Annotated in this window: 18 protein-coding genes and 1 pseudogene; 3 read left to right on the forward strand and 16 right to left on the reverse strand. The window is 42.1% G+C overall.

Features of this window, described 5'->3' with window-relative positions; translation table 11 throughout:
- Window positions 1-171: 171 nt before the first annotated feature.
- Window positions 172-1,098, reverse strand: coding sequence for a glucose-1-phosphate thymidylyltransferase RfbA (gene rfbA, locus DNHGIG_RS06055; RefSeq protein ID WP_282198828.1), 927 nt, complete (start codon window positions 1,096-1,098; stop codon window positions 172-174).
- A 711-nt stretch (window positions 1,099-1,809) separates the two neighbouring features.
- On the opposite strand from rfbA, the gene DNHGIG_RS06060 reads away from it, so the two are divergent.
- Window positions 1,810-2,484, forward strand: coding sequence for a copper amine oxidase N-terminal domain-containing protein (locus tag DNHGIG_RS06060; protein ID WP_282198829.1), 675 nt, complete (start codon window positions 1,810-1,812; stop codon window positions 2,482-2,484).
- 217 nt (window positions 2,485-2,701) lie between these two features.
- Here the strand turns inward: DNHGIG_RS06060 and DNHGIG_RS06065 are convergent, their stop codons facing one another.
- Window positions 2,702-4,798, reverse strand: coding sequence for an S-layer homology domain-containing protein (locus DNHGIG_RS06065; protein ID WP_282198830.1), 2,097 nt, complete (start codon window positions 4,796-4,798; stop codon window positions 2,702-2,704).
- A gap of 118 nt (window positions 4,799-4,916) precedes the next feature.
- On the reverse strand, window positions 4,917-6,374 hold the full coding sequence (locus DNHGIG_RS06070; protein WP_282198831.1) for a glycosyltransferase: 1,458 nt from the start codon (window positions 6,372-6,374) through the stop codon (window positions 4,917-4,919).
- A 181-nt stretch (window positions 6,375-6,555) separates the two neighbouring features.
- On the opposite strand from DNHGIG_RS06070, the gene DNHGIG_RS06075 reads away from it, so the two are divergent.
- Both DNHGIG_RS06075 and DNHGIG_RS06080 read left to right on the forward strand, forming a co-directional pair.
- Complete coding sequence (locus DNHGIG_RS06075) at window positions 6,556-6,852, forward strand: transposase (RefSeq protein ID WP_282198832.1); 297 nt, start codon at window positions 6,556-6,558, stop codon at window positions 6,850-6,852.
- Window positions 6,853-6,860: 8 nt separating this feature from the next.
- Window positions 6,861-7,688, forward strand: a complete 828-nt coding sequence (locus DNHGIG_RS06080) for an IS3 family transposase (protein WP_282198833.1) — start codon at window positions 6,861-6,863, stop codon at window positions 7,686-7,688.
- Between the two features lie 37 nt (window positions 7,689-7,725).
- Here DNHGIG_RS06080 and tnpC read toward each other — a convergent pair.
- From tnpC to DNHGIG_RS06145, 13 genes and pseudogenes are all read right to left on the reverse strand, one after another.
- Window positions 7,726-9,304, reverse strand: a pseudogene (tnpC, locus tag DNHGIG_RS06085) (IS66 family transposase).
- Between the two features lie 70 nt (window positions 9,305-9,374).
- Complete coding sequence (gene tnpB / locus DNHGIG_RS06090) at window positions 9,375-9,731, reverse strand: IS66 family insertion sequence element accessory protein TnpB (protein ID WP_282198834.1); 357 nt, start codon at window positions 9,729-9,731, stop codon at window positions 9,375-9,377.
- Window positions 9,725-10,042 carry an IS66 family insertion sequence element accessory protein TnpA gene (gene tnpA / locus DNHGIG_RS06095; RefSeq protein WP_282198835.1) on the reverse strand — a complete coding sequence of 106 codons (318 nt, stop codon included), beginning with the start codon at window positions 10,040-10,042 and terminating at the stop codon, window positions 9,725-9,727. Before tnpA ends, tnpB begins: the two co-directional genes overlap by 7 nt.
- A 230-nt stretch (window positions 10,043-10,272) precedes the next feature.
- Complete coding sequence (locus tag DNHGIG_RS06100; RefSeq protein ID WP_282198836.1) at window positions 10,273-10,530, reverse strand: hypothetical protein; 258 nt, start codon at window positions 10,528-10,530, stop codon at window positions 10,273-10,275.
- 372 nt (window positions 10,531-10,902) lie between these two features.
- On the reverse strand, window positions 10,903-12,306 hold the full coding sequence (locus DNHGIG_RS06105; RefSeq protein ID WP_282198837.1) for an undecaprenyl-phosphate glucose phosphotransferase: 1,404 nt from the start codon (window positions 12,304-12,306) through the stop codon (window positions 10,903-10,905).
- Window positions 12,257-13,177, reverse strand: a complete 921-nt coding sequence (locus DNHGIG_RS06110) for a glycosyltransferase family 2 protein (RefSeq protein ID WP_282198838.1) — start codon at window positions 13,175-13,177, stop codon at window positions 12,257-12,259. Before DNHGIG_RS06110 ends, DNHGIG_RS06105 begins: the two co-directional genes overlap by 50 nt.
- A 90-nt stretch (window positions 13,178-13,267) precedes the next feature.
- On the reverse strand, window positions 13,268-13,813 hold the full coding sequence (gene rfbC / locus DNHGIG_RS06115) for a dTDP-4-dehydrorhamnose 3,5-epimerase (RefSeq protein WP_282198839.1): 546 nt from the start codon (window positions 13,811-13,813) through the stop codon (window positions 13,268-13,270).
- Window positions 13,814-13,842: 29 nt separating this feature from the next.
- On the reverse strand, window positions 13,843-14,790 hold the full coding sequence (locus DNHGIG_RS06120) for a glycosyltransferase family 2 protein (RefSeq protein ID WP_282198840.1): 948 nt from the start codon (window positions 14,788-14,790) through the stop codon (window positions 13,843-13,845).
- 5 nt (window positions 14,791-14,795) lie between these two features.
- Window positions 14,796-15,638: a dTDP-4-dehydrorhamnose reductase gene (rfbD, locus tag DNHGIG_RS06125; RefSeq protein ID WP_282198841.1), complete on the reverse strand. Its 843-nt coding sequence runs from the start codon at window positions 15,636-15,638 to the stop codon at window positions 14,796-14,798.
- A gap of 46 nt (window positions 15,639-15,684) precedes the next feature.
- On the reverse strand, window positions 15,685-16,641 hold the full coding sequence (locus DNHGIG_RS06130; RefSeq protein WP_282198842.1) for a glycosyltransferase family 2 protein: 957 nt from the start codon (window positions 16,639-16,641) through the stop codon (window positions 15,685-15,687).
- Window positions 16,638-17,702: a glycosyltransferase family protein gene (locus DNHGIG_RS06135; protein ID WP_282198843.1), complete on the reverse strand. Its 1,065-nt coding sequence runs from the start codon at window positions 17,700-17,702 to the stop codon at window positions 16,638-16,640. The genes DNHGIG_RS06130 and DNHGIG_RS06135 overlap by 4 nt, the downstream gene beginning before the upstream one ends.
- A 73-nt stretch (window positions 17,703-17,775) precedes the next feature.
- A complete protein-coding gene (locus DNHGIG_RS06140; protein WP_282198844.1) occupies window positions 17,776-18,825 on the reverse strand; it encodes a glycosyltransferase family 4 protein in 1,050 nt (349 codons plus the stop codon).
- Complete coding sequence (locus tag DNHGIG_RS06145; RefSeq protein ID WP_282198845.1) at window positions 18,806-21,556, reverse strand: glycosyltransferase; 2,751 nt, start codon at window positions 21,554-21,556, stop codon at window positions 18,806-18,808. Before DNHGIG_RS06145 ends, DNHGIG_RS06140 begins: the two co-directional genes overlap by 20 nt.
- Window positions 21,557-21,558: the final 2 nt, after the last annotated feature.

The following is a 21,558-nucleotide window of genomic DNA, read 5'->3' on the forward strand; positions in this document are numbered from 1 at the left end:
CAAAGTCGCTTTTTCACGCAAAGCATATGACCTATTAACGGTTTAAAGGAAGCTGAACGACCTTCAACTCACCTCTACGCCGCAAAGCGATACCACCCACCCAAAAGTCACTATGTTGCTTGTGATTGCAATAGCACTAACGCTCATGCGGTATCACTTTACAATGATTGCTTATTTTTTCATGGTCATGCCGTATTCGTGGTCAATCTGCTCCCAGTTATGGAGCACGTTTTCGCGCTGGGCGAGGTCGAACAGGTATTGCCCGTATTCGTTTCCTTTTAACCGTTCCGCCAATGCGAGCAATTGATCGCGGGTGATGTATCCCATTTTGTAAGCGATCTCTTCCAGGCAGGCAACTTTTAAACCTTGCCGCGTTTCGATCGTCTCGATAAACTGGGAAGCCTGCAGCAACGACTCGTGCGTGCCAGTGTCCAGCCAGGCAAAACCGCGCCCGAGCAATTCCACGTGCAAGTCTCCGCGTGCGAGGTATGCCTTGTTTACATCGGTAATCTCCAGTTCTCCTCGAGCGGATGGGGTGATCCGCTTGGCGATCTCGATGACATCATTGTCGTAAAAATAAAGCCCCGTGACCGCAAAATCGGACAACGGATTCACCGGTTTCTCTTCCAGAGAAATCACCTTTCTGTTTTCATCGAAGGCGACCACGCCGAAGCGGCTGGGATCTTTCACACGATAGCCGAAAATAGTGGCTCCCGATTCACGGCTCGCCGCTTTGCGCAACAAGTGCGTAAACCCTTGCCCGTAGAAGATGTTGTCACCGAGGATCAACGCCACACGATCCTTGCCGATAAAATCTTCTCCAATGAGAAACGCCTGCGCCAATCCGTCCGGCGACGGCTGCACTTCATACGAGATCGACAAGCCCAACTCCTCTCCGCTGCCCAATAACTGTTGAAACCTTGGCGTATCCTCCGGGGTTGAGATGATCAAAATCTCGCGAATCCCCGCCAACATGAGAACGGAAAGGGGATAATAGATCATCGGTTTATTATAAACGGGAAGAAGCTGCTTGGAAATCGCTTTGGTCAACGGATACAGACGCGTCCCGCTTCCTCCTGCGAGAATGATTCCTTTCATGTGGAATGCTCCTCGTATAGTATTTTTCAGATCCTCTGAAACAGAGAATTACCAGTAAAGATTTATTGTTTTTGGGGAGAATTTTCCATCATTAAAAACAAGCAAGTGACTGGACTTTTCGTGATGTTCCCAGACAATGAACATTAGGATCATTTGGGGAAATTCTTATATGCTCCTGTAGCTTTGTCTACTGGTTAAGTCTGTTTCCCCAGCTCTTGCTAGACCTTCTAACTCGCAGGCTGTTCCCTTTGGCAACCCATGCTCGAAGATAGCAGCTTCGAGGCAGCCCATGGCCCAAAGTGTGTTCTCATAACGAGGGTGTTGATCGGCAAGTGCACTGGGGGCATCCCGAAGAGTCCATTTCCCTTGATCCTTGTGTGGATATGTGTATGTGTACATCCATGATTATAGCAGAAGGAGAACATACGAGGGAAATATGCTTTCTAATGAGGGAAGTAGAGCTCTTTCATCGTTCATGAGTGGTAGGGTTTGGAGCTTGCACTAGATTACGGAAACAAATTTGAGTTACGAAGAAGCCTTAATAGCGTTTCTTAACGCACTTCGTCCTTGGTATTTATGATAAGCCTAAACATTCATCTCATCACCATATCATGATGCAGAGACTTTTTATATACACGGAACTTTTATCATGACAGATAACGCTGTATAGTTGTATATATAACCACCAAAACCTGAGAGGGGGATATACTGGTGTTCTTAAAAAAGAAGAAGCAACTATTAGCGGGGATTGCAATTGGCGGAATGATTGCAAGTACTGGTGTTGCTTTTGCTGATCAAAATTCCGTTACAACAACAATTGAAAACTGGATTAAGTTCCAATTTAATGGGGTTGAAAAAACGCTTCCTGATGGGTATAACGTGCTCAACTATAATGGTAGAGTATATGTTCCAGTAAGATTTGTGGCTGAGCAATTAGGCGGGAAAGTTGATTGGGATTCAAACACGCAGACCATAAAAATAAACAGTGACCTTCAAGATCAAATCGATGAACAACAACAACAAATTGAAAAACTAAAAGATCAGCTCGCTGATTTACAAAATCAACACCAAGTAAGTAATGCAATTACTGGATCTGGAGTATCTGATGACAAGTATAAGATCGATGATTTGAACGTATCTATCAATTACAACAATAACGGAGAAATGAAATCCATAACCATTAACGGAAATTTGACTAACGTTTCAACTTCCAGTCAACGACCGAAAAATATTCATGTGATTTTATACGATGCTAACAACACATCCATAGGGAACCAAATATATCCTTTTAATAGTCAATTAACAATCAATGAATCGCAACCGTTTAGCATTCAAATATTTAATCCCCCCGCTCATATTCATCATTATACCGTGAGAGTAGAATAAACCCCCTCTCATACAGGGGATTTCATTAGAATGCCAAATGCTGTTTGTTAGAGCCGTACTTCAGCTTATTCCAAAATATTCTCCTTTTTACCTCAACCCCTTCCTTGAATTAGAAGTTTGATAAAAAACTCTAAACTGCAATCACCGTTAAAAAAACGACTCGGGATCGAAAAGTTCCCTGAGTCGTTTCTTACATCGGTTCCAATATGCTGGAAAATCAGTTGATTTGCGTACTTGCAGCTTCTCCACTTGTGCTTTGTGTGCTATCCGATGTGGAGGTTGACTGAGTATCCGTCGTTTGTGTTCCAGATGTGGTTCCTGTTGATGTCGATTGAGATCCCTGTGCGGACGAATCGTTCGCTGTGTTTGCCTTCACTGCTTCTTCAAATGCTTGCACCAAATCGGAGTATGTCGTGAATGTTTTACCAGCGAGCGCTTCATTGACCGCTTTTTTCTCCTCATCAGTGAGTGCCGTGTATTGGGTTACGTCCGCTTTCAATTCATCGAGAATATCATTGATGTTTCTTCCGGAGGAAGTCGTATAGTTGGCTGTTTTGGATGCGTCCTCCAAAGCGGCGATGGCATCGTTGATATATTTCACGTCCGCGAGATCATCGGCCGATTTTGCCGATTGTACGTCTTTCAAGGCATTGACTTGGGCGGTTTTGACTTGAACCGCAGCGTCAAACACGGATTTCACGTCGGCAACGTTCGTATAGCCGCCATTTGGTTTGTTATCATAAACGTCTTGCGCGACACTTAGTTGATTGGCGTATACGTCCTGGGTCACTGTCGCATCGCCGATCAATTTTCCGTAATCGCTCGTTGCGGAAACGTCGATCCCGATGGCCGCAGCGTTTGTTTCCAGAGCGGACTTCATGGAAGCCGCGTCGGTCGCAGTGTTCACCGCATCGAGAGCGGCTTTTTGCTTATCTACCGCTTTGGCAAATGCCTGGATCATCGCGTTATAGGAGGTGAACGATTTGCCTTGGATCGCCGCATTGGCTTCTTGTTTCTCTTGATCGGTCAGCGCGTCATATTTCGTGACGAGATCTTTCAGTGTAGCCAAAGTGTCGCTGATTTTGCTATCTGATTCATAGACGAAGTTCGGCGTTTTTTGCGCATCTTCCAAATCGGCGATCACATCGGTGATAAAGCTGCGGTTCATCGCCGCAATCTCATCGACTGAAATGGCGCTGTTCACCGAATCGAGCGCCTGCTCGATCACCGTGCGGGTTTTCACCACGCGGTCAAACAGGGTTTTGACATCATCCACCGTCTGGAATCCGTCCTCCGGACGGTTCTCATAGACATCGAGCGCGACCGCCGGTTTGCGGTCCACTTTCAACTTGCCGTATGCGCTGCTGGAAGACACGTCGATGCCCAGGGCCGCCGCGTTTTCTTCAAGAGCGGTTCTCATGCTTGACGCATCCGCCGCATGATTCACAGCAGAAAGAGCCGGGGTGAAATTATCGCCTTCCGCCGATTTTACTTTCAGGAAGTTCAGGAGCATCGCCGCCACTTCCTGGCGCTCCGCATGGTCTTTCGGGTGAAAATTTGTTCCGTCTCCTGCCATGAGGCCCATTTCCATCGCCGCTTGTACGTACCCTTTGGCCCAATCGCTCACGTCATCCTTGTCAGCGATCTTCAGGTTGTCCCCTTTACCCGCAGTTCCCCCTGCCGCATGCACGAGGATCGTGGCCATCTCTTCGCGCGTCACTGGATCATGGGGACGGAAGGTGCCGCCTTTGTCCCCGACCATCAGGCCCGCCTTGGCGACCGCCTCAATCTGCTTCATCCCCCAATCGGACGATGTAACATCCGAGAAGGAAGACTTTGTTAGATCGGGTGTCTTCAACTTCAGCGTGTTCACAAGAATCGCCGCCACTTCCTGGCGCGTCACCGTATCGCGCGGACGGAACGTACCGGCCTTGTCCCCGGCCATCAGCCCCAGTTTTTGAGCGGTGATGATCAAATCGCGCGCCCATGTGCTTGCCTGGTCGATGTCTTTGAACGTTAACGACGCGCTGGTCTCCACAGATTCCTGTTCGGACGTTGTAGCGGTGTTATCCGAAGCAGCCTGTCCGGTCGCAGCGGTGTTGGTATCCGTGGTCGCCTGACCAGCCGTTGTTGTGCTTGATTCTGTGGTTGTTTGATCGGCCGTTGCCGCACTCGTATCAGTTGATGCGGAATCCGCAGCCTTTGTGCTTGTGTCGGTAAATGCATCCGTTGCATCTGTCGCCGCGAAAGCTGCCGGCGTGAGAACGGTAGAAAGTACGACGGTAGCCGCAAGGATTTTATTGAATTTCTTCACCGAAAGGACCTCCTCCAAACCATCATCTTCTCTAAGTATAAAGAAAATCTATTAAAAAAAGATAGATCTTCTTCTGCCAAACATCCTTAATCTTCTCGAACTCCAAGCGGCAGATAGATCAGGGAGTTCCCTTCTGAATGGCGGCCGCCTCCCGTCGGATGCGGCGGAGTTGCTCTTCGATTTCTTGCTGATATGTCGGACAACGATCCATCAGTTTTTCATACAACGAATGGGCCTGGGACAACCTTCCCGTCAACCGCAGTAGATCGGCCGTCAACAGATCTGTTTTCCATTCGGCAATCTGGTTATCCGGTGCGACAAGCCCCCGATAACTTGCAAATCGGCTTTTTCCCTCTTTCAAATTCTGTTCCGCACGCACAAGCAAATCTCTCGCCAATTGCATCTGCACGTAGGCGAGATAGTAATAGGTATCCGGGAAATTCGGGTCGGTTTCCCGCATGCGCGTACACACCTCTTCTGCCTGCTTGAACCTGCCGAGCGTCAGGAATCCTTGTAATAACAAACGCTGGATTTCCAACAGCGCGCCGAAACCGCGAAAATTTCGCGCCTTTTTCTCCGCCTCCTGCAAGAACTTAAGGCCCTCCTCAAACTCTCCCGCTCCAAGAAGCTCGCGGCCGAGAAACATGAGCCAGGTCGGATCCCCCGGCTCTTCCTGCAGCATTTGGCGCAACAGCTTCAGGTTGCGCTGCAATTTTTGCCCCATGTCAACTTTTTGCGCATCATATCCGTCGTGAATCAGCCGAATCGGAACCAAAAAATCGTGTGTCTTTAAATCAGTATACCGGTTCCCCTCAGACGGGCCGATCTGTTCATGCACCCGTCCAAAGAATCGGAGGTTTCCCCTCAAAGGAAACATCCGCGGCACATGATCACTTCTAGTCACCGTTTGTCCCGTGAGGTTCCATATGGAAACATGCACGAGAGGGGTCGGCTCATAGGTGTCCAAAACGGATGCGATTTCGCGCACAGAATCCGGGTCCTCCGGGTGCAAGTACTCATCTGCGTCCACCCAAAAGACCCAACGGCTCTGAATTTGCGTCAACCCAAAGTTGCGCGCGGCGGAAAAATCGTCACACCAGGTAAAGGGGAACACCCTGACTTTGGGAAACCGTTGAGCGATCTCGACGGTTCCGTCTGTGGAACCTGAATCGATCACCACCACTTCATCCACTGCTTCCTGTAGGCTGGCGAGACAACGCTGAATGGTGCGCGACGCATTCCGCGTGAGCACCGCCGCAGCAATCGTCGTTCCTTTCCTTTGATCCAAAAACGTGTCGATCTCCCGTTTGCCTTTTTCCGGAGAGAGATTTTCCAGCCTTTTTTCCATGTCACCGATCCACGGGGCCTGCGGATGAAACAGACAGGTCCGCCGCATCACTTTGAGCGCAGACGGCGCATACCCTTGCCGGATCATCGCTTCGCATAAAAGTTGCAACGCATCTTCATGAAAGGGAACCTTTTTCAATATTTGTATGGTCCGCTGTTCCACTTCCTCAAAACGCCCTTGTTCAAGTGCCTCAACCAGTGGCAACAATTTGGGGTCTTGGATGTGCATGAGCGTAACCCTCCTTTTGGGGTTCTATTGACTATTTGAAATGATTATATTAGACGGAGTTATAGGAAAAGCCTTCAGAGAAATGCTTTTTTATGAGAGCACTCATAATTGATATGATCCCCTTATAGTAGACAGAAAAAAGAAAGCATACTAATCTGTCTACTATGGAGGGGATTTTTATATGGGGAAAATGAGAAAAACTTATGATTTAGCGTTTAAGAAAAAAGCAGTGGATTTGTACATGAAAGAGGGTATGGGGTATAAGACGATAGCAAAAGAATTAGGCATTGAACATTCAATGGTTCGCCGATGGGTTAAACATTTTGAAACTGAGGGAATTCAGGGGCTTGAGGAGAAACGTGGAAAGGCTAAAGGACCTGGTAAAGGTAGACCAAGAACTCGCCCAGAAGGCCCTGAAATGAGAATGAAACGCCTTGAAGCCGAGAATGAAATGCTAAAAAAGCTCTTAAAGATGTAAAAGGGGGAATGGAAGCAGTACCAACACAAAAGAAATACGCAGTTATTAAGGAACTGGCTGAAGGAGATTATTCCATTCCGTTATTATGTGATATTGCAGGGGTATCCAAAAGTGGTTATTATAAATGGCTAAAACGGAAAGCATCCCCTTCCGCGAGGCAGTTAGAGAACCAAAAGATTAAGGAAAAGATCTTAGAGTGCCATGAAAAGGTCAACCGAATCTATGGTTATCGGAGAGTAAAGGTCTGGCTTAAGCGAAGATATAATGTACATATTAACCACAAGCGTGTACAACGACTAATGACGGAAATGGGGATTCGGGCAGTCATTAGGAAAAAACGACCTTATTACGGCAAAAAGGAAGCTTATGTCATTTCAAATAATCATCTAAACAGAGATTTTCAGGCTTCACGCCCCAATGAGAAATGGGTAACAGACATTACCTATTTAATTTTTAATGGACAAAAACTGTATTTGTCTGCCATTAAAGACTTATACAACAACGAAATCGTTGCTTACCAGATCAGTCGTAGAAATGACCTCAAACTAGTGATCGATACACTTAAGTTAGCCAGAAAAAAACGGAATGTGAAAGGAGTCCTCCTGCATAGCGATCAGGGATTCCAATACACATCCCGCCAATATAACCAACTACTTAAAAAATATCAGATGAAAGCTAGCATGTCCAGAAAAGGAAACTGTTGGGACAATGCTTGCATGGAGAACTTCTTCAGTCACTTTAAATCGGAGTGTTTCCACCTTTACTCCTTCCGTACAGTTGAAGAGGTTAAGGTTGCCGTACAACGATATATTCGTTTCTATGTAAGCGTAAAATAATCCCCACCTTTTGAAGAGATGGGGATTTTCGTATGATTTACGTATTCTTTTTTATAGCCCGGCAGGTAAGCGGTAGGCTTTCTGACCAAGGGAGAAGCTGATCTAAGGAATCTTTGTCTTTCATATCTAGGTTAGGTAGTTTCTCAAAGAGATAGGTAAGATAGGAATAGGGATGTAATCCATTTTCTTTCGCTGTCTCTATGATACTGTAAATGATCGCACTCGCCTTTGCACCACGCGGGGTATTGGAGAACAACCAGTTTTTGCGACCGATCACAAACGGTTTGATCGCGCGTTCACTTCGGTTGTTATCGATCTCCAATCGCCCATCTTGTAAAAACGCCTCTAATTTTTCCCACTGGTTCAGACAATACAAGATTGCCTGACCGAACGCACTTTTGGGCAACACTTTCGGTTTCTGGGTACGTAGCCATGCCAAAAAAGCATCCAACACAGGGCGGCTGCGTTCTTGACGGATTTGGTAACGTTCCTCAGGCGTGCACTCCTTTAAGTCCCGTTCAATCGCAAAGAGTTGATTGCAGAAATTGAGTCCCTCTTTGGCTGCTACCGGTGACGAGCGCTTCGATTCAGGCAGCGCCTTGAGTGCCTCATCGAATTTGCGCCGGGCGTGAGCCCAACAACCGACCAGGGTCACATCCGGTATCCCATGGTAACCCGCATAGCCATCGACGTGCAGGTACCCTTTGAAACCGGAAAGAAACTGACGCGGGTGTTTGCTCGCCCGTGTCGTCTGGTAGTCATAGAGGATGATGGCCGGACCTTCTCTCCCGGTGCGGTACAGCCATAGATAAGAAGTCGTCTGTGCGGCCCGACCCGGTTCGCGGAGCACTTGTAAGGTCGTCTCGTCTGCGTGCAGAATGTCCTGCTTGAGTAAGTGCTCGCGCATGCGATCATAGAGCAGACTCAACCAGGTATTCGCTCCGTAGAGGATCCAGTTGGCCAGGGTCTGACGAGACAACTCAATCCCCAGGCTTGCAAACTGTTGCTCTTGTCGGTAGAGAGGCATGCTCTCCACATATTTTTGACTCATGATATAGGCCATACTGGAAGAAGAAGCCAAACTCCCCGGAAAGACGGGGGCAGGCATAGAGGCTGTGACTATCGGCGTACTTGTCTCCTCACGCTCACAACGGCGGCAGGAGTAGACGTAACGGACATGCTTGACCACTTTGACTTCGGCCGTTAATCTTCAGCTCTTGCCGTATCTCCGTGCTCATTTCATGCAAAGAACCACCGCAACACGAACAAACCTGCTCCTCAGATGGCAGGCGATACTCGATCGTCTCCACTGGCAGGTTTTCAAGCAGGGTTTCCCGGTGGCCGCGTTTTTTGGAGCGGCGGTACGTAATGGTTTCGAGGGTAGGCTCCTCTACAGTGGGATCTGCCTCCACCTCGGCTTCGTTAAAAAGCTCAAGCTGATCGGCATTCGTTCGTTCGCTCGAAGAGCCAAACCGGCGCTGTTGGCTAAGACGAAACTGCTCCTCATACCACTTCAGTTTGGCGGTCAGTTCCGCATTTTGCTTTTTCAGCCAATCGCATTCTTTTTGGAGATCTTCTATTGTAGTAGGGGTCGGGTTCAATGTATGATTTTTCATAATACTATTGATTTGGACAATGTACAGCCAATTCCTTTTCCATTCAAAAAAAATAGGTGGATGTGTGGAATCATACGATTGTGCGCGCGGTCACCGCAGGGTGAGCTTGTCGCTGTTCGAGAGATAAACCATCGAGTAGCCAACGCAACTCCCGACGACTGATTTTCAACGGTACGGAGCTCGCTTCTTCCGGCCACTGAAATTTTCCTTTCTCTAACCGGCGGTAATAGAGCCAGAAACCGTTGTGTTCCCAATGAAGAATCTTCAGTTTATCTCGCTTTCGATTGCAGAAAACGAAGAGACAGGGCGAGAAAGGGTCGAGTTCAAACTCTTCCTTGACGAGCACAGCTAACCCGTCAATCGATTTCCGTAGATCGGTGCTTCCGCAGGCCAGATATACTCGCTCTACAATAGCTTCGCTTAGCATAACGTTTGGAGTGTTCGCACGACGTCGGCCAGCAGCGCAGGATCAAAGCCAGGCTGGATCTCTACGGTTACTTGCCCTACTCTAACGAGCAAGGTGTTTCTAGACTCGTCAGTCTGCCCGTCCACTTCTGCCGATATCCACTTGGATGATGGGGTCACAGCGGCTTCTTTGTGTTCAATCTTCCGGAGCCAATACCGGAACTGATGAAGCTTCAACTGATGAGCTCTACACCAAGCTGATGCGCTCTGTCCGCTAGCCCGAAAAGCGGCGATCCGTACCTCCCACTCTTTTCTCAGTTCTGCATGGGACATTGAAAATTCTCCTCTCCGAATATCTTGAGGAGATTATCTCAAATACAATACGAGGTTAGTAGGTGGGAAGTATTTGACGCTTACTGAATATCGAACTCAGGCTTCTTAATATTGCTTTTTTATTTCTGTCTACTTGACAGTGGTCACTACAAATTATGATCACTCTTTTTTTACGATACAGATCGATGTATAGCTAGTTATAACACTACAAAAATTCGAAAGGGGGATGTTCAAGTGTTTTCAAGTAAAAGGCAATTGTTCGCAGGTATGATTATCGGAGGAATGGTTGCAATAACCGGAATTGCTGCAGCCGACCCAAACTTTGTTACCGCAATAAGTTTGAGATCCACTTTCAGTTTGCCATAATCGCTCGTTTCAGACACATCGATTCCTAACGCATCGGCATTCTCTTCTAACGCAGATCTCATACTGTTTGCATCAGCCGCGTTGTTGACAGTGGAAGTCAGTTTCAAGAAGTTCAAGAGCATCGCCACCACTTCCTAGCGCTGTGCGTGATTCTTCGGATGGAAGTTCATCCCGTCGCCCGCCATCAGGCCCATTCCATCACCGCCGAAGGAAGTCGCAGGTGTCAAACAGTGGAGAGAACAACTGTGGTAGCCAGGATTTTAGAGTTTGTGCACGTATGTAACCTCCATTCAAAATCGATGTCACTACCAGTCAGTATACTAAAAAAGTGAAAATAGTAGATAGGAAAACTGGTGGTTTCATTTCATTGATGTTCCAATTTACAAGCCGTATCACAAGATCTATTAGACAAAGTAAGTTTAGCAGACAAAAATAGAGCACAGAACTAATATTTTGTGAACTGTGCTCTATAATCTTCTTTTGAAACTATATTACTAATAAGCATTCTTATTAATAAACCCATTTATGACCGTTTTTATTACAATCTTCATGTCTAATCCAAATGTCCAATTTTCAATATAGTCAATATCGCACCTAATTCTCTCCTCAATCGAAGTATCCCCTCTCCAACCGTTCACTTGCGCCCAACCGGTGATTCCGGGTCGCACACGATGTTTGAGCATATACTTTGGCACATCTTCCTTAAATTGTTCCACAAAATAGGGGCGCTCCGGTCTCGGGCCAATAATACTCATATCCCCTTTCAAGACATTAAAGAATTGTGGAAGTTCATCTAAACTGGTTTTTCGCAGAAATGTCCCAAACTTCGTCTTGCGAGGGTCATTTGGAGTCGTCCAATATGTATCCGAGACAGATTCTGAACTTACCTTCATTGTTCGGAATTTATACATTTTAAAGATGCGTCGATTCTTTCCTACACGCTCTTGTACGAACAAGACAGGCCCAGGCGAAGTAAGCTTGATTCCGATGGCTATAAAGAGAAAAAGAGGAGAAAGAATGGTTAAAACCACCAAAGAAAAAACAATATCAAAAGCTCGTTTTAATCCCGCATTAAAAGCCTCATCTAATGGTATATGCCGAACATCAATCATCGGAAGTCCGCCCACTTCTTCAAAATGCGGACGAGCAGGTAGATAATTAAAGAAATCCGGGATAATCATTGTTTGAATTCCCAACTTTTCGCAGATAGCGATAATTTGCCCTAATTTATGATGAGCGTCAAGGGGCAATGCTAAAATGACTTGATCGATTAAATGATCATTTAATATAGTGCTCAAATCATCTATGGTTCCCATGACTTGTACATGATCTACATAAGAAGTCGTAGGATACAATCGGTCATCAAGGAAGCCAATCACTTCGAAGCCAAATGTACGGTGTTCCCTCATTACTTGTAATACTTTTCTTCCCAAAGGTCCTGCCCCGATAATTAACACAAATTTCTTATTGTAACCCTTTGAACGTAGACGACGTAAAAATAAGCGCAAGCACATTCGCTCAACTGCGAGAAATAAAAAAGCCAATATCATGAAAGTGACTAATAAAACACGAGATACGTGAATTTGCTTTATAAAAAACAATATACTCATAAAAACTAATACAGCAGTAAAAGAGCTTTTTGCAATCTGAGAAAACTCAAATCGTAAACGACGGGTACGTTGGGGGACATAGAGCCCATAAATGGTATTTGTAATGAGAAACACGAGAATCATTACGATTCCCAATATGGTATACGTTTGACCCCCGATGGCGTCAGTTGAATCAAACCAACCTGATTGATATTCGATATACCATGACAGAAAGAACGCAAGAGCGGTCATTCCCGAATCAAGCAGAAGAAGTATTCGATTGAGCAGCGCTTGATAGGACCGAATCATGACTTACTCCTCGCTTCTTGAATAAATTAACAAATAATGATAGCAAATAACGAATTGCAATTCCGCTATAAATCAACCAGTTGAACAGAAAGAACTTACTTCCTGCGTGATGCTTCTTATAATAAAGGTACATCGCTCTGTGAAATTCATAAATTATACGTACTTTTTTCTTTCTGCTACTTGCGCCCTTATAATGAATGATTGTGGTCTTCGGGTAATACCAAATCTCCCAACCAGCCTGTTTGATACGGTAACACCAATCGATATCTTCGCCGTACATAAAAAAACGTTCATCCAATAATCCTACTTGTTCAATAGCTTCCCGACGAACCATCATAAATGCTCCCACTAAACAATCTACCGGGTATGTTTCGTCTTCATCAAGGTAAGTGAGATTGTACGATGCAAATCTCCGGCTTTTTGGAAATAACTTACTTAATTTCAAAGCCTGATATAAAGAATTCAAAGGTGTTGGAAAACTGCGGCGACACGCTAAATCCAAATTACCATCGGGCTTAATAACCTTACAACCGGAAGCTCCGATCCGTGGATGTGAGTCCATAAAGTGAACCATCGTTCGAAATGTATCTTCACTTACAATTGTATCCGAATTTAATAGAAGTATATATCGTCCTGAAGCTTCGCGAATCGCTTGGTTATTTGCATAAGCAAAACCGTAATTAGTCGAATTACGTATCAAGCGAACTTCTGGGTACAAGGATTCTACCGCTGAAGGACTACCGTCTATCGAGGCGTTATCTACAACAATAACCTCAATAGATACCCCCTCTGAATAACGAAATACCGAATCTAATGTTTGAATAAGGAGGTCTTTTGTATTATAGCTGACGATAATAATTGATAGATCCATGAGAACCTCCTTGCTTCCACTTTGAATACTCCCCATAGATTTATTGAAAGTTATGTTTCAAGCTATTTGGTGTCTTATAAGAACGAAATCTCAAAAATTGATTTCCGCATCTTTAAGTAAAGGAAGTTGTTGATCTTTTTGAGAGAGTATCGGAACAGAAGTGGGCCATTTAACACCTATCTCAGGGTCACTCCATATTATACCTCGTTCATGTTCAGGAGAATAATATTCATCAACTTTGTAAAGCACCTGCGTATTTGGTTCAAGTGTACAGAAACCATGAGCAAATCCCTTTGGAACAAGTATTTGCTTTTTATTCTCCGCACTTAATAAAACCCCGGACCATTTTCCGAATGTTGACGAGTTTTTACGAATATCCACGACTACATCAAATATAGCACCCGATATAACACGGATAAGTTTTGTCTGTGCTTTCGGTTGCAATTGGTAGTGTAAACCTCTTATAGTTCCCTCCTGAACAGAGAGAGAATGATTATCTTGAACGAATTCATAATTAATTCCATGTTCATGAAGGATTCGTTTATTATAACTCTCCATAAAAAAACCACGATGATCCTCAAAAACAGTAGGTTCTAATATAAAAACGCCTTCGAGATTTGTTTCAATTACTTTCATCCCTTATACCCCCCAGTGAAAATCTCTATCTATCGAAAAAAACGGTAAACATGAAAAAAAGGAACTTTCCGTTTTGACATGATCCATTTTCTACTTCTCAATAATTTAGGGAAGTCTCTAAAAAAAGATACCCAAGATGACAATAGTTCGGGTTCCTTTAAAATTACATATCCAAAACTAGCTATTTCATAGAGTAATAAATGTGGTAAATGAAGTAAACAATATCTTAAGCTATCATTTTTCAACATCATCCGATAACGATTGATGTAGGAATGTCTTCTTATTTTTAACGCTTGATTCGAACGAGAACCTTTTTTCCATCCCCGTTCGTGATAAGCAATTGCATCCGGAACATAGGCAGCTTTCCATCCAAAAAGTTGGCTTCGCCAAGCGACATCAACATCTTCTTTGTAAGCAAAGAAGTCTTCATCAAAAAACATGCCGTTATAACTAATCTCTTCTATCATTTCTCTTCGATAGATGGCTGCTGCCCCCGATACTCCGAAAACTTCAGCGGGTTTCGTATACATATCTGCCGATTGAAATGCACCTCGGTCAAAAGCTCGGCGCGTTTTTTTAATAATTAAACCGGTACTATCTATGATCTCCGTTGAAGATTTTAAGAGCAGTTTTCCACAGGCGCTTCCCACATGTGGATGATCCTTCATATAACTTACAATTTGGCGAACATAATCCGGATGAAGAATGACATCCGGATTAAGTACCAAAATATAATCAGCTTGCGATAATCGGAAAGCCTGATTATGTGCGAATGCAAATCCTCGATTCTCCCAATTTTCAATAAAAGTAACCTCGCGTCGATACTCGTTAGAGATTGCTAGAGTCCCATCGGTAGAAGCATTATCGACAACAATAATTTGATGTATAGGATAAGATTGTTGTAAAACTGATTCCAAACAATCTTTAATATACTTCTCACTATTAAAAGTAACAATTTGTATACTAACCCGACTCATGAAAATTATCCTTTGAACTCCCGTAAAAAATCACGTAATGCATCACGCCAATGTCTGAAATCTTTAAAACCATTGCAACGAATAGATAGATGATCCATTACTGAATATTTCGGTCTTGGAGCTGGTCTTGGAAACTCTTCCGTTGTGCAAGGTTCAATCTGAGCTGAAATACCAATTTCCTCGAAAATGGCTTTTGCAAACTCATACCAAGAGCAAGCTCCTGTATTCGAGGCATGATAAATGCCAAACTTGTCAGTTGTAATTAACTCTGAAAGAAATAGAGACAAATCAACGGTATAAGTCGGAGATCCAACTTGATCATGAACCACTTTCAGATGATTCCGTTCCTCCGCTAATTTAAGCATAGTTTTGACAAAGTTATTTCCGTGAAACCCATATACCCATGATGTTCTAACAATAAAGAACTTTGATGATAAACTCTGTACCAGTTGTTCCCCTGCTCTTTTAGACTTTCCATATACACCCAACGGATTCGTCTGATCATATTCTTTATAAGGTACAGAAGATAAACCATCAAAAACATAGTCGGTGCTAATATAGCAAATCTTAGAACCAACTTCTTCAGCCACAACGGTAATATTTCGAGTTCCAAAGGCATTAACAAGATACGCCTGATTTTCTTCTTTCTCAGCTAAATCAACTGCCGTATAGGCAGCAGTATGAATAATTACATCCGGCATAATGGAATGAACCACTTCTCTAGATTGGTTCATTTTCGTAACGTCTAGTTCTTCCTTCCCCATCCCAAAGACCTCAAATCTATCTTGAAGTATGGTAACAAGGTCTTTGCCTAACTGTCCATAAGCACCGGTTACTAATACTTTCATCGTGACTAACACCTAATCACACATATTCTTATAACTATATTTTTACTCAACGGTAATAGTTAAAACTCAATTTAAGTATCATCCCTAGATTTCTTATAATTCCTATTTTAAAAAATTTATGAGATATAATAACGAAAAGTCGTTTTATTAAATTCATATCTTTCAACCGAACGAACGCGTTTAACTTTTTCTTCTGATCATCTGATAGTCTGTTTTCATAGAGTTTGTAAAAAGCACGCGCTTGTTCAATATTTGGGGATAATAAAACCTTATCAGATGTTTTTTTTAAAACATAACAAAAATTAAACCGCTTCGCACCAACACTATTTTCAGCGTGCTGACGGTATAATATAGTAGGGTCAGTAATATGATCAATTCGACCGAATGCACTGGCAACTAACCCCAACCACCAATCATGCATTATCGCTTGTTCAGGAATTGGAATCCCCAGTTCCGCAAGTCTCCGATTGATCATCATCGTACATCCAGTGATGACATTTTGTGTAAGCAACCTGTTCAGATCGGTAAAACGAGGATCCAACTTCTGATACCTCCAAAAAGATTCAGAAATAACCTTGAGATGTGAATTGGAAACTTTCAAATCAGTGTGGACCAATAGCGGAATTTTCGGATACTGAAATTCCATCATAATCATCCGATGTAGGGTCCGTTCGACCTTATCAGGAAACCATACATCATCCTGATCTGCAAACATGAAGTATTCGTACCCCTTTTGAATGGCAAACTGAAGCAATTTTTCGTAACTGGATTTCGTGCCAAGATTAGAATTATCAAAAAGAACAACGAAGTTTTTATTCGATTGTTGATATTTAGATATAATCTGACGTGTTCGGTCATTTGAGTTGTCATCCCTAATTATTAGGGTAAAGTCTTTATACGTTTGATTCAGCAATGACTTAATCATCTGTTCAAGATACATTTCTCCATTGTAGGTAGAAAGTAAGATCGCTATTTTTTTAACATATAATCCCCTCGTGTTCATATGTCTCTCTCCAGGATCTCAAAAATTTGACGTGCCCTAGAATCCCAGCTATTATTATAAATAAATTGCCTCAATTTTCGCTCATTCATTTTATGGAGTTTCCTATTTTTTGCTAATTCGACTTGAGAGGATAGTTCTTCGACATCATTGTAAAGAAAAGCAATATCTTCGAACTTTTCGGTCTCCCTATATCTGACTACGAACGTAGGCTTTAAGTAAGCTGTATACTCATAAACCTTTACTGGATCCACTGATTCTACAAGACTATTCAACACGAACGGCATAATGAACGCATCTGCATCACGTGCATAACGCTTCAACTCTTCATACTTGACAGGTCCCGTGTAGTTAATCCTTTCATGGTGTGGCAAAGATACTTCGGATGGACCGATAATCGTAAACCGTATATCCTCATGTCTCCTCAAAAGTTCAAAAATAGAATTAAAGTCAAACCACTCGGAGATTGTCCCAAAATAGACGATATTAAAAAATCCGTCATCACCCTTTATATTTGAATCTTGATAAGAATTATTAGGCTCCAGAGCATTATAAACCAAATGAACAGGCCGTCGAAACCCTCGCTCTCGCACCAATTCCTGTAAACGTTTTGATGAAACTAAAACTATGTCGGCCCGCTCGAGTAGTTGATTCTCTAAAGATCGTAAGTATTCTATCGAATGATCGTCCTGTGGAAATGCTAAATAATCATCCATGCAGTCATAGATCAATTTACTGTATCTAATTTTTTCTAAATTTATAAATTGAAGAATGAAAGGAGATGTAATCCACACATAGTCATATTTGTTTTTAATCAGCTTATGTTTGTTAAAATTCACAATAGATTCGATCCACCTCAAAAAAAAGATCCTAGAAGAAAACGGAACTTTCCATAGAATGTTTTTACTCCTAAAAGACCCGGAAATATCATTTTTTACAAGTCCCCTGACTTTTATATTTCGAATGAAAAACAAATCCACATAGTAAAAAGATGTCATTTTTTCCGCCAAGAAATGTGGTCTTTGTTTAATCCAGTTCCAATCAACGTGCATCAAATAGGCCATTCTCTTTAGCATCATTTCCCCATTTTCTTATAAGTTGATCATAATGCTTCGTTGACATTGTTGATAATTAGCACTAATGCTCCGAAAAAATTTGCTTCCAATCTTTTATGAAGGAATCGTTTGAAAAAATTTTTCTAAATTCTTTCATCCGGTCAACTGCAAGAGAGTACTTGTCGAGAATTCCTTTCAATTTTGCCACGGCCTCATCTGTATTACCCAGAGCATATAAAAATGTATCATCGTTGTTCACAAGTTCCCTATGAGCAGGGATATCAGATAACAAAACAGGCAAATTAAAAGAAATCGCTTCGGCAGCCGAAAGCCCAAAACTCTCGCCCTTCGAGGTGGAAATAAAGATACCCCCATTCGATTTAATCAAAGCCATCAACATAGAAACTTTATGGAAACGGACAGGTGGCAAGTAAACAAGACGATTCACTATCTTTCGGGAATGAACGAGCTTCCAAAGATCGATATCTTGCATTACGTTACCGGCTAGTACCAGAATAAACCTGTCTCCCAGTTGATTTAAAGCTTTTGCAAAGATATCAATAAGTTCTTCAGTATTTTTATGTTTGTCCATTCGTCCCATATAAAATATTGGCGTTTTCCCCAAAAATCTATTTTCTAAAACAGAAATTTGTTCAGAAAGTCTTGATGGCACACAGTTTCTAAGTAAGTAAACTTTTGGTTTAAGTATTGAGGTTACTTCAGTCACTACCGTATCTTTGAAACTGCTCGAAGGAACTAGAATTCCCCCTATCTGATCAGGAACAGTCTTAAGATAAGTCCTATTATTTTTATAGGAGGTATGACACTCTATATATATTTTGTTATGTTCTTTTACAAGATCAAATATTTCTGGGGTATCTATTGATAAGATTACGTCATAAGCATCAGGATTAATTGCATCAATAATACCAATGTATTCCATCAGTGCATTTTTTTCAATATATTTCCTGAAATTATTCAATCCCCCACCATCTTGAAGAAAATAAACATCTTGACGTATAAGTAATTCATTCGATTGAAAAGCATGTGCCCGATTAAGCAGAACTCTTTCAACCCCTCCCATTGTGGCCCATTTATAGATATAAAGTACCTTATTGACATTCATCTTCATCTCGATATATCCTTTGCCAGTAATTTGTTCTTTTACACAGATTTTCTAATTTCCTAAACCTAGCATCCCATGTCGTAGATGCTAAAAAAGCAATACGTTCTGGATTCAACCTTTTTTCACGGATTGTTTGAGCATACATATTCTTTATGGCATCAGCCACCAACATTCTGTTACCACAATAAAAAACACCCGGATAATCCTTAATATGTTCAATTCCTGTAACGATGGTTGGTAATCCGAAAAACATATACTCATAAACCTTGATAGGATCAACTGCTTGTGACAATTTGCTATCGATAAAAGGTATAATTCCGATATGCCAATGTTTTACATATTTATGCAATTCGTTCGGTGGAACTTTTCCGTAGAATCGTATATTTGGTTTTTTACGAATCTCTTGTTGAATTTCATTAGATGCGCCATACCCGATAAGATGAAAAACCATGTTACTATTATTCTCAACTATGTTGAATACAAGATCCCAGTCAAACCATGATTCTGTCAAATGTCCGAAGTAACCAACATGAATCTTATTCTCACCTGTAGGTTCTTTTAAAGAGATATCACCATGTTTTAATAGCAATGGGTCGTACCCATTACCAACTACATGTATATCGGTCCTTAAATGTGTAAATTTCGATTTGAGAGGTTCCGAAACGGCGACAACAAGATCAGAAGTAACCAATACTGCTTCCTCAATCTCTTTGTTGTACCAAGGAGCCTGATCTACCCTCCCAAACTCTTCCCAGTCATCGAGAATGTCGTAGATCAAAGAGAATCCAAGCTCCCGAACTAAACGAATTGTGCCATAAAAGCCATGATCAGGAATGGTAATAAAGTACAATTTGTCACTAACAACCGAAAACAAGTTTAACAAATCTATCTGGGATATGAAGTCAAATTTTGGTATTTGGAAGATATTTCTATATACCTCTTGGTAACCCTTAGACTGCAATTCATCTGGTTTCCACTGCCACGCTACGTACAAAACACCGTAATTGTTTTTTGCCAGAAACTTAGCCAAATTGATTGTACGTTGATTGTATAATTCATCAAATTCGAAAGCGGCCGAGATTACGGCAATACCACTAATTTCACCTCTGTTGAAACGATCAACTAGTGTATTGATGATCGCTAAAAAAGTATTACTTTCAGTAAGCGGTTTATTTCTAGCTTTTAACTCCGAGTATACCTTATAAATTAAAGCTCTTGTGCCATCCCTCTTCCATTTCCTCAACGCTTTATAGATTGTTCGAGTGAACGGATTGCTATCACGTAATTTGTAGTATTTGCTTGCGATTTTCCAAAAATTGGACGAATAGATGATTAGCAACTCTTCCGTCATTTGATTTAATTGCACTTTGATCTTTGAAAGTTGGTCATTCAGATCATTAATATGTTCGTCTTTTTTTGTATTTGACTCAATGAATTGCTTAATCTGAATTTCTTTATCTACAATTTTTTGAGTTAACTGCTGAATTAGTTGGTCTCTTTGAGCCAATTCCTGTTTAAGTCTTCCTAGTTCTTTAATTTTCTTTTCGAACTCTGATAACATTGTAGTATATTGCTCTTTCCAAGCAGATTCTTTCTGTTCCACTGACGTCTTTAATACTTGGATCTGTTCTGACATATCCTGAAACTTTTTCCTCAATCTTTGACGAACTAGTGAGTTACCACTGTTTGTTTGAAAACCATCTAACAATCGAATTATAGCTTCCCATGCTCTAGTAATTGATTCTGAACCCTTAATCGGAAATAATCTGTCCGCAAGCTGCTTTCTCTTATTAATGTAATCTTCATCTGTTAACGCACAATCCAGTAATTTCTTTATTTCAGATGCATTGTTCGTATGAGGCACCAAATTATCATAAATGATTTGCTGTTCCAATGAAGGTTTTCCTTCGAATGGCTCAGGTGGTACTGGTTGAAACACAACCACAGGAATATCATTTGCAATCGCATCAAATATAGCACCAGAACCATCCGATAATACAACATCAGTTTCTTGTAAAAGTTCAGCCAAAGAGCGATCGTAATCGGCCACTTTTCCTATTCGATTAGCGATTTTAACCCTTTCCGGCTCCAAAAACAAAGTGCCGTGGTGCAATCGTATTGTGATATCATACTGATCATGTATGTTTTTAAATTCTTTTTCAAGGTGCTCGATCGAGCATGCAGACCCATAAGTAGGTAAATACAATAGACGTCGTTTCCCTACCCGTCTGTTTTTATCTACTTGTTTAAATTCTGCAAATCGAATGGGACCAATTTTTTGAGTCAACGCATATCCACTTAAAAATGACTCATCATATGGACCATAACAGAGTATCAAGTCATAATTAACGTTCCAAACATCAAAATTCCAAGTCTCCTTCGCTAATCCATATAGAAAACGTACATTACATTCCGATTTCGGCATAATCGGATACAATTGTGAACTTATTACAATTTTATAAACTTCATCGGGAATCCTTTGCAAAATTCTTGGGTGATACCCCTTTCTAATCAAATGTTCTTCCGTGGCTTTTACCATCGAACCCCATTGAGGATCTACAAAACCTGGTAAAAAAATATCAATTTTGAATGGACTACTTTTCAACAGAGGTTCCATTACTTCAAACAGCGTGATATTATGAATGACCAGAGCAATTTGGGATTCAGAGGACTTGTTTTCTTGGTCAGGAAAACAAAATGAACTAGAATGTACATGGCTTTGTAATAATTCATTCATTC

The organism is Collibacillus ludicampi, from assembly GCF_023705585.1.
GTDB classification, from domain to species: Bacteria; Bacillota; Bacilli; order Tumebacillales; family BOQE01; genus Collibacillus; species Collibacillus ludicampi.

Coding starts and splice junctions, on each gene's coding strand:
- rfbA (WP_282198828.1), bottom strand. CDS start 1,098: ATGAAAGGAATCATTCTCGCAGGAGGAAGCGGGACGCGTCTGTATCCG.
- DNHGIG_RS06070 (WP_282198831.1), bottom strand. CDS start 6,374: ATGCACATCCAAGACCCCAAATTGTTGCCACTGGTTGAGGCACTTGAA.
- DNHGIG_RS06075 (WP_282198832.1), top strand. CDS start 6,556: ATGGGGAAAATGAGAAAAACTTATGATTTAGCGTTTAAGAAAAAAGCA.
- DNHGIG_RS06080 (WP_282198833.1), top strand. CDS start 6,861: ATGGAAGCAGTACCAACACAAAAGAAATACGCAGTTATTAAGGAACTG.
- tnpB (WP_282198834.1), bottom strand. CDS start 9,731: ATGCTAAGCGAAGCTATTGTAGAGCGAGTATATCTGGCCTGCGGAAGC.
- tnpA (WP_282198835.1), bottom strand. CDS start 10,042: ATGTCCCATGCAGAACTGAGAAAAGAGTGGGAGGTACGGATCGCCGCT.
- DNHGIG_RS06100 (WP_282198836.1), bottom strand. CDS start 10,530: ATGCTCTTGAACTTCTTGAAACTGACTTCCACTGTCAACAACGCGGCT.
- DNHGIG_RS06105 (WP_282198837.1), bottom strand. CDS start 12,306: ATGATTCGGTCCTATCAAGCGCTGCTCAATCGAATACTTCTTCTGCTT.
- DNHGIG_RS06110 (WP_282198838.1), bottom strand. CDS start 13,177: ATGGATCTATCAATTATTATCGTCAGCTATAATACAAAAGACCTCCTT.
- rfbC (WP_282198839.1), bottom strand. CDS start 13,813: ATGAAAGTAATTGAAACAAATCTCGAAGGCGTTTTTATATTAGAACCT.
- DNHGIG_RS06120 (WP_282198840.1), bottom strand. CDS start 14,790: ATGAGTCGGGTTAGTATACAAATTGTTACTTTTAATAGTGAGAAGTAT.
- rfbD (WP_282198841.1), bottom strand. CDS start 15,638: ATGAAAGTATTAGTAACCGGTGCTTATGGACAGTTAGGCAAAGACCTT.
- DNHGIG_RS06130 (WP_282198842.1), bottom strand. CDS start 16,641: ATGAACACGAGGGGATTATATGTTAAAAAAATAGCGATCTTACTTTCT.
- DNHGIG_RS06135 (WP_282198843.1), bottom strand. CDS start 17,702: ATGGCCTATTTGATGCACGTTGATTGGAACTGGATTAAACAAAGACCA.
- DNHGIG_RS06140 (WP_282198844.1), bottom strand. CDS start 18,825: ATGAAGATGAATGTCAATAAGGTACTTTATATCTATAAATGGGCCACA.
- DNHGIG_RS06145 (WP_282198845.1), bottom strand. CDS start 21,556: ATGAATGAATTATTACAAAGCCATGTACATTCTAGTTCATTTTGTTTT.